The organism is Pseudomonas sp. GW456-12-1-14-TSB6 (genome assembly GCF_059424205.1).
Genome location: NZ_JBWKZE010000021.1, coordinates 110162 through 117167, shown reverse-complemented (window position 1 = coordinate 117167; position 7006 = coordinate 110162). Strand labels below are relative to the sequence as shown.

At 61.0% G+C, this 7006-nt stretch carries 7 protein-coding genes and 1 riboswitch; of the genes, 4 read left to right on the top strand and 3 right to left on the bottom strand.

Translation table 11 applies throughout. The features are described 5' to 3' along the window. The first annotated feature begins 225 nt into the window (after positions 1–225). Positions 226–446, top strand: a riboswitch (cobalamin riboswitch). Between the two features lie 121 nt (positions 447–567). The 4 genes from AC07Y2_RS19755 (at position 568) to cobM (ending at position 2726) form a co-directional block, all read left to right on the top strand. Further along, positions 568–765, top strand: a complete 198-nt coding sequence (locus tag AC07Y2_RS19755; RefSeq protein ID WP_039768819.1) for a CbtB domain-containing protein — start codon at positions 568–570, stop codon at positions 763–765. Positions 766–776: 11 nt separating this feature from the next. After that, complete coding sequence (locus AC07Y2_RS19750) at positions 777–1478, top strand: CbtA family protein (RefSeq protein WP_039768821.1); 702 nt, start codon at positions 777–779, stop codon at positions 1476–1478. After that, on the top strand, positions 1475–1888 hold the full coding sequence (locus AC07Y2_RS19745; RefSeq protein ID WP_039768823.1) for a cobalamin biosynthesis protein: 414 nt from the start codon (positions 1475–1477) through the stop codon (positions 1886–1888). Before AC07Y2_RS19750 ends, AC07Y2_RS19745 begins: the two co-directional genes overlap by 4 nt. Positions 1889–1979: 91 nt before the next feature. Then, a complete protein-coding gene (cobM, locus tag AC07Y2_RS19740; RefSeq protein WP_103386642.1) occupies positions 1980–2726 on the top strand; it encodes a precorrin-4 C(11)-methyltransferase in 747 nt (248 codons plus the stop codon). Positions 2727–2836: 110 nt separating this feature from the next. On the opposite strand, the gene nfuA is transcribed toward cobM, so the two are convergent. The 3 genes from nfuA to AC07Y2_RS19725 all read right to left on the bottom strand — a co-directional run bounded on the left by nfuA (position 2837) and on the right by AC07Y2_RS19725 (position 6868). Next, positions 2837–3421, bottom strand: a complete 585-nt coding sequence (gene nfuA, locus AC07Y2_RS19735) for a Fe-S biogenesis protein NfuA (protein ID WP_007959519.1) — start codon at positions 3419–3421, stop codon at positions 2837–2839. 91 nt (positions 3422–3512) lie between these two features. Beyond that, positions 3513–4514, bottom strand: coding sequence for an acyltransferase family protein (locus AC07Y2_RS19730; RefSeq protein WP_103386643.1), 1002 nt, complete (start codon positions 4512–4514; stop codon positions 3513–3515). 59 nt (positions 4515–4573) lie between these two features. Further along, positions 4574–6868 (bottom strand): fatty acid cis/trans isomerase, encoded by a 2295-nt coding sequence (locus tag AC07Y2_RS19725; protein WP_103386644.1) that lies wholly within the window; start codon positions 6866–6868, stop codon positions 4574–4576. Between the last annotated feature and the right edge of the window lie 138 nt (positions 6869–7006).

Below are 7006 nucleotides of genomic sequence, written 5' to 3'. Positions count from 1 at the left end.
AAACCGTAGGCGATGCCCCCTGATGGACACCGTAGCGAGGGAACACTGAGCCTAAGCGAAGTGCCGTACGCCGGGGCCAAGACTTTTTGGTTACTTTTGGGGCGTTTGCCAAAAGTGACTCGCTGTAAGAGCGAAACCGCCAGCGGCAGCACCCGAAGCAACGGATATGCCCCCACCTATCCAAACCCACCCATTCAATTGACTAAAAACCCCCGCCCATGGTCTCCTACACAACTTGTTACGGGTGCCCCTCACAGGGTGAAACGGGAAACCGGTGAATCATGTGCTTTACTCTAAAGCCATGTCAGTCCGGTGCTGCCCCCGCAACGGTAAGCGAGCGAAGCGTCAGATCCACTGTGCCCACAGGCATGGGAAGGTGACGCTTGCAGGTCGGCAGACAGCCACCCCTCGTGAGCCCGGAGACCGGCCCGCAACACACAGTGCGCATCTTGCGTCGCTGAACATAACAAACCCGCGGTGGGCGGGCGCTGTTCGAACCTCTGCGTGCCCGGCCGCAGGGGTTTTCATGCGCTCCATTCACCCGCTGACACTCCAGAGGGAAGCGCCATGTCGATCATCAGCAGCACCGGCAGCAATTCGGACAAGATCTCCAGCACCACCACCCTGAGCCAACGCCTGACCGCCGCCGCCTGCGCGTCGATCCTCGGTGCGTGCCTGGTGTATTTCGCCGGTTTCTCGCACATCGAAGCGGTGCACAACGCTGCTCACGATACCCGCCACAGCGCTGCGTTTCCGTGCCACTGAGACCTGACGACATGATCAAGCGTATTGCGCAGACCGCAGGTTTCACCGGCCTTCTGGCCGCCCTGCTCCTGACGTTGCTGCAAAGCTTCTGGGTATCACCGCTGATTCTGCAGGCCGAAACCTTCGAGAAAGCCGAACCGGTGGCCGAAGTTCACGAACACGCTGCCGGCACCGCCGCCCACACCCACGATGCCGAAGCCTGGGAGCCGGAAGACGGCTGGCAGCGCGTGGTGTCCACCACCGGTGGCAATCTGGTGGTTGCCGTGGGTTTCGCACTGATGCTCGCGGGCCTGTACACCCTGCGTGCGCCGACCAAAACCTCGCAAGGCCTGCTCTGGGGCCTGGCCGGTTATGCGACTTTCGTACTTGCACCGACCCTGGGCCTGCCACCTGAGCTGCCGGGCACTGCCGCCGCGGATCTGGCCTCGCGTCAGATGTGGTGGATCGGCACCGCCGCCTCCACCGCTGTCGGCCTGGCCTTGATCGCGTTCAGCCGTCACTGGCTGATGAAGATCCTCGGCGTGGCGATCCTTGCCGTGCCGCACGTGATCGGCGCGCCGCAACCGGAAGTGCATTCGATGCTCGCCCCGGAAGCACTCGAAGCTCAGTTCAAAATCGCTTCGCAGCTGACCAACGTCGCGTTCTGGCTGGCCCTGGGCCTGATCAGCGCGTGGTTGTTCCGCCGCAAAAGCGAAGGTCAGTACCAGGCATGACCGATGACAGCGCAGCGCCGACCTTCGTGGTCGGCCTGGGCTGCCAGCGCGGCTGCCCGGCCAGCACGCTGCGCGCCTTGCTTGATCAGGCATTACAGGCACATCGAATTGATCTGGAGAAGGTCAAGGCGCTGGCCAGCATCGACCTCAAGCGCGACGAACCTGGCCTGCAGGAACTCGCCGCCCAACTGGCGCTGCCGTTGCTGTATTTCAGCAGCGAAGAACTGGCCAGTTATCAGCAACGACTGAGCCATCATTCACAGATTGCCTTCGAACGCACCGGTTGCTACGGCGTGGCGGAAAGTGCCGCGCTGGCGCTCGCCGAACAGTTGATAAGCGGCCCGGCAAAACTGCTGATACCCCGGCAAAAATACGCCCAGGCAACTCTGGCATTGGCCGGCGCGGCGTAAATTCCCGATAATTCACGCTTTCGATCATGAGCATTCTTCATCTGAAGGGCTTGTGAAGCACTGCCCTGCCTCTTTTCTACAGGATCCAACGATGACCGTTTACTTCATCGGCGCCGGCCCCGGCGACCCGGAATTGATCACTGTCAAAGGCCAGCGGCTGATCCGCAGTTGCCCGGTGATCATCTATGCAGGTTCGCTGGTGCCGACGGCGGTGCTGGAAGGTCATTGCGCGGAAACCGTGGTCAACAGCGCCGAACTGCACCTGGAGCAGATCATCGACCTGATCAAGACCGCCCACGCCAAGGGCCAGGATGTGGCGCGGGTACATTCGGGCGATCCGAGCCTGTATGGCGCGATTGGCGAGCAGATTCGTTATTTGCGCGAGCTGGATATTCCGTTCGAAATCATTCCCGGCGTGACCGCCACCGCCGCGTGCGCCGCGCTGTTGGGCGCTGAACTGACCCTGCCGGACATCTCGCAAAGCGTGATTCTGACCCGCTACGCGGACAAGACGGCGATGCCGGTTGGCGAAGAACTCGGTAGTCTGGCGCAGCACGGGGCGACCATGGCGATTCATCTGGGGGTCAATCATCTGGAGAAGATTCTGGCCGAGTTGCTGCCGCATTACGGCGCAGATTGCCCGATCGCGGTGATTCATCGGGCGACTTGGCCGGATCAGGATTGGGTAGTCGGAACGCTGGAGGATATTGCCGAGAAGGTGACGGCCAAGGGGTTTCGGCGCACCGCGTTGATTCTGGTTGGGCGGGTGTTGGGTAGCGATCACTTTAGCGAGTCGTCGCTGTATCGCGCGGGGCATGCGCACCTTTATCGACCGTGAATGGGACGCGGAGCGTCCACGGCTGCATTCCCACGCAGAGCGTGGGAACGATCAACAGGCATAAAAAACGGCGCTCACGGGGCGCCGTTTTTCATGTCGCAGCGAACACCTTAGTAGTAGGCGTTTTCTTTCTGCGTGTGGTCGGTCACGTCGCGAACGCCCTTGAGCTCCGGAATGCGCTCGAGCAAGGTGCGCTCGATGCCTTCCTTCAGGGTCACGTCCGCCTGGCCGCAGCCCTGGCAACCGCCGCCGAACTGCAACACGGCAATGCCGTCTTCAACCACATCGATCAGGCTGACCTGCCCGCCGTGGCTGGCCAGCCCCGGGTTGATTTCGGTTTGCAGGTAGTAGTTGATGCGCTCGTTGATCGGGCTGTCGGCGTTGACCATCGGGACTTTGGCGTTTGGCGCCTTGATGGTCAGCTGGCCGCCCATGCGGTCGGTGGCGTAGTCGACGACGGCATCATCGAGGAACGCTTCGCTGAACGAGTCGATGTAAGCGGTGAAGCTTTTCAGCCCAAGCGCCGTATCTTCAGGTTTCTCTTCGCCCGGCTTGCAGTAGGCAATGCAGGTTTCGGCGTACTGGGTGCCAGGCTGGGTGATGAAAACGCGGATGCCGATGCCCGGGGTGTTCTGCTTGGAGAGCAGATCGGCCAGGTAATCATGGGCGGCGTCGGTAATGGTAATAGCGGTCATGGAAACTCCTCGCAGGCTTGGGGCGGAGTTTACGCCAATCGGCGCGCGGCACAAAGTCCTAGTATTTACGTAGGAATAGTTCGCAAATCGGCTAAGCGCCAGGTTCGACGTCAATCCGTGCTTTAAGCCACTGATAACTGCGCTTTTCCACCCATTCGTAGCTCAGCCAGGAACCGATACCGATGGCCAGCGCACAGACAACAAACATCAAATACGGGTTGATCCCGTAGCGTCGGGCCAGATAACCGCCGGCCGACAGCACCAGCACGTGCATCAGATACACCGAGTACGAACAGTCGCCCAGCAGCTTGAGCAGCCTGTTGCGCTCGACATGCCGCTCCAGCGCCATACTGGCCATGACCAGCACCGCACTGGGCACGCCCCAGTTCAGCAATCGGGGTTCCGGCGGCAGGTGATAGATCGCCAGCAACGCCGCGCCGATCCCCAATAAGGGCAGCCAAAGCGCCGGGCCGATCCAGCCGCGACGGTAGAGCATGCCGATGCCGATCCCCAGCAGGAACTCATAAACGATGTCCGAGCGATAGAACTCGCTGACCCAGCCAAATCCGGTCCAGGCCTGGCACACCGCGAACAGCAGCGCCGCGACCACCAGCAAGCGCACCTGCAACCGAAACAACAGCGCCCAGGCGAACAACACGTAAAACAGCATCTCGTAATTCACGGTCCAGCCGACATTCAGGGTCGGGTAGATCCCGTAGCCGCCGGGGTTTTCGGTCGGGATAAATAGTAACGACAGGATCAGATGACTCCAGTCCACCGCCTGATCCGGCAGCAATGGCCGGGCGAACACCACCAACAAAGCCATCAGCACCGTGTAGAGCCAATACGCCGGGACAATCCGAAACAGCCGATACAGCAGAAACCGCGCGGGCGGCAGCGCCTTGCCTTCAGTGGACAGGAAAATCACCAGCCCGCTGATCACGAAAAAGATATCGACGCCCACGGCGCCCTTGTCGATGAACAGCTGCCCTATCGGCCCGCGCGCCTCGAAGTCGAAGAAAATCTGCATGAAGTGATGGCAGACCACCGCCCACGCGGCGAGCGCTCGCAGGGCCTGCACTGAAATCAACATCGATGGCGCTCCCGATCCCGTACTTCACAGGATTGGGACAACCGCCATCGCTCAAACGATCAAAGATTCTCGTACCGGTTCATGTCCAGCACGCCCTCCTCCACCGGGTCGGTTTCGTGGATGTACTGGCTCAGGTCATGGAAATAGAACCAGAACTGCGGATGGCTGCGGCGGATGCCCCAGCGTTCGACGACTTTCTCGAACTGCGCCGCGTCTTTGGCACTTTCCATCGCATCGACAAACGCCGGCACCTGATCCGCCGGGACGTTGAACATGAAATTCGGGTAGCTGCTGAGCACGCCCGGGTAGATCGTCAGCGTGTCCAGCCCCGGCTGATAACGCAGCGATTCGCCGAGCAGGAACGCCACGTTGCTGTGGGCGCGGTTGCGCAGCAGGCTGTAGACCTCGCGCTTGCCGCTGCGGGTTTCAACCCGGAGCATGGTGGCTTCCGGCAATTGATCGATCACCTTCAGGCCCGCCGCCGGGCGCGAAGTCAGGCGACTCAGCGCCTGTTCGGCGTTTTGCAGCGCCGGGTCGATGTTCGGGCGCGAGCAATAGGCGTCTTCACAGCGGTTGATCGGATCCGGACGCGCGTTGAGATCGCCGTAACGCGCCAGCAATTGCATAGCGAAATCGCGTTTCGGGTCTTTCTCGTCGAGTTTCAGCGCGGTCGGCTTGTCGTCGTCGATGGCTTCGTAATCGAGCCACATTTTGAACTGGCCGCTGCTCTGGTACCAATCGTCGAGGTAGCCTTCGCGGGAATCGGCTGGCATCAAGCGCAGGAAGTTCTGTTCGGCGCCGTTGCGGATCAGGTCGAAATACAAGCGCGTTTGCGCCTGATGGGAGACGTTGCCGAACACATCGAAATTCACTGCCAACTGATAATAGGTGCGCTCCAGCAGCGGATAGTCGAACAGCCACATCGTCTGCGGCACCTCGCCGATCAGGCCTTTGGTCACCGAAGCGCTGTCGAAGTGGCGGAAGATGCTGAGCAAGGCGTTGTCGTTGCCGGCCCACAGGGTCGACCAGCTCGGCGCCGGCAGATCCGCATAGCTGTCACGGCGCAGGGCTTCGTATTGGTTTCGCTTGTTGCGGTAGTTGTGCCACAGGCTCAGGACACTGCCGACATCGTCGTTCTGCCCCGGCATGGCCAGCAATGGCGTGGCCTGGCCGCGATAATTCGGGTCGGTGATGTAGAGGTCGTGTTCCGGGGCCTGGAACAACGCCCAGAAGTTGTCGCGGATCACGTCAGTCGCGATCTGCCCACGGCACACCGGGCCGCGAATGAAGGTGCGCACGAAGTATTCTGCGTTATCGAGCATGAACTGATAGCGCGCCTGCGCCGGAATCGCCTCAAAGGTCGCGAACGGGTTGGCCCGGCTCTGCGGCCCGTAGCCCGGCAAGGCATTGACCTGCCAGTTACCGTTGTAGAACAGGCTTTTGACCCGCGCCATCTTCGCCGCGCTCAGCGGATAAGTGATGTGGGTCTTGTGCACGATCACGCCCTGCACCGGCCACAGGCGGTAATACACCTGAGTACCCGGATCGTCGTTCGGGCGACGGGTGGCGATCAGATCGATTGGTTGCCCGGTCGGCGTGCGCGAGCGCACCCACTGGAAGTAATGCCCCGGCTCGCCGTCCTTGAAATAGATGTGCGCCAGGAACCAGTGCTCGAACAGCCAGCGCCCGACCAGACTTTCCCGCGCGCCAGGCTGGTTGAGCAGATTTTCCCACTGGACGATCTGCATCGCCTCCTTGGCGCTTGGCGCCAGGCCTTGCTCATCGATCGGTGCGCCGGAAGCGAGCCAGCGTTGCAGTGTCTGATATTGCTGATCGGTCAGCCCGGTCACCGCCAGCGGCATTCCCTCTCTCGGATGGGCGCCGGCATAGCCTTCGAACTCGGCGGGCATCGCGCACAGGTTTTCGCGGTTGAGACCCAGCACAATGTCTTGCGGCAGTTTGGCGTTGGGGGTCAGCGGGGTTTTGTGTCCCAGCTCCAACATGCGCGCCATCAGTGCGGCCTGGCTGCCCTGGGCGTCGAGCACCGAGTAGAAGTCTTTCTGCTGCCAGGCCCGCTTGCCGAAGGCGTCATAGAACAGCCGCGTGGTCGGCGCCGCCTGGGTGCGTTCGCCATCGTAGACCGGCATCTTGCTCGCGCCCCGCGCTGCGCCTTCACCGCTGCCCAGGTTGAGCTGACAGGCAGAGTCATAACACGCATGGCAGGCCACGCACTTCTCGGTGAAGATCGGCTGAATATCGCGGCTGTAAGAAATAGCGGGAGAAATCGAGGGTTGCTGCGCAGCGGCGCCCCAGCTTAAGAACAGCAAAAAAATGCTGATGACGCGGTACGACATGTCCCTGATCCTGATCCTGGAGAAAAACGCCGCGATTCTACCGTTATGACGTCCGTACCAACATGAGCGATATTCATGCAAAAGCGCCACATGCTCTAAAACCGCACAGGTTTGTTATGATCCCGGCCCTTCGTCATG

Bases quoted from the DNA above. Each gene is read 5' to 3' on its own strand.
- AC07Y2_RS19755 (WP_039768819.1), top strand. From the start codon at position 568: ATGTCGATCATCAGCAGCACCGGCAGCAATTCGGACAAGATCTCCAGC.
- AC07Y2_RS19750 (WP_039768821.1), top strand. From the start codon at position 777: ATGATCAAGCGTATTGCGCAGACCGCAGGTTTCACCGGCCTTCTGGCC.
- AC07Y2_RS19745 (WP_039768823.1), top strand. From the start codon at position 1,475: ATGACCGATGACAGCGCAGCGCCGACCTTCGTGGTCGGCCTGGGCTGC.
- cobM (WP_103386642.1), top strand. From the start codon at position 1,980: ATGACCGTTTACTTCATCGGCGCCGGCCCCGGCGACCCGGAATTGATC.
- nfuA (WP_007959519.1), bottom strand. From the start codon at position 3,421: ATGACCGCTATTACCATTACCGACGCCGCCCATGATTACCTGGCCGAT.
- AC07Y2_RS19730 (WP_103386643.1), bottom strand. From the start codon at position 4,514: ATGTTGATTTCAGTGCAGGCCCTGCGAGCGCTCGCCGCGTGGGCGGTG.
- AC07Y2_RS19725 (WP_103386644.1), bottom strand. From the start codon at position 6,868: ATGTCGTACCGCGTCATCAGCATTTTTTTGCTGTTCTTAAGCTGGGGC.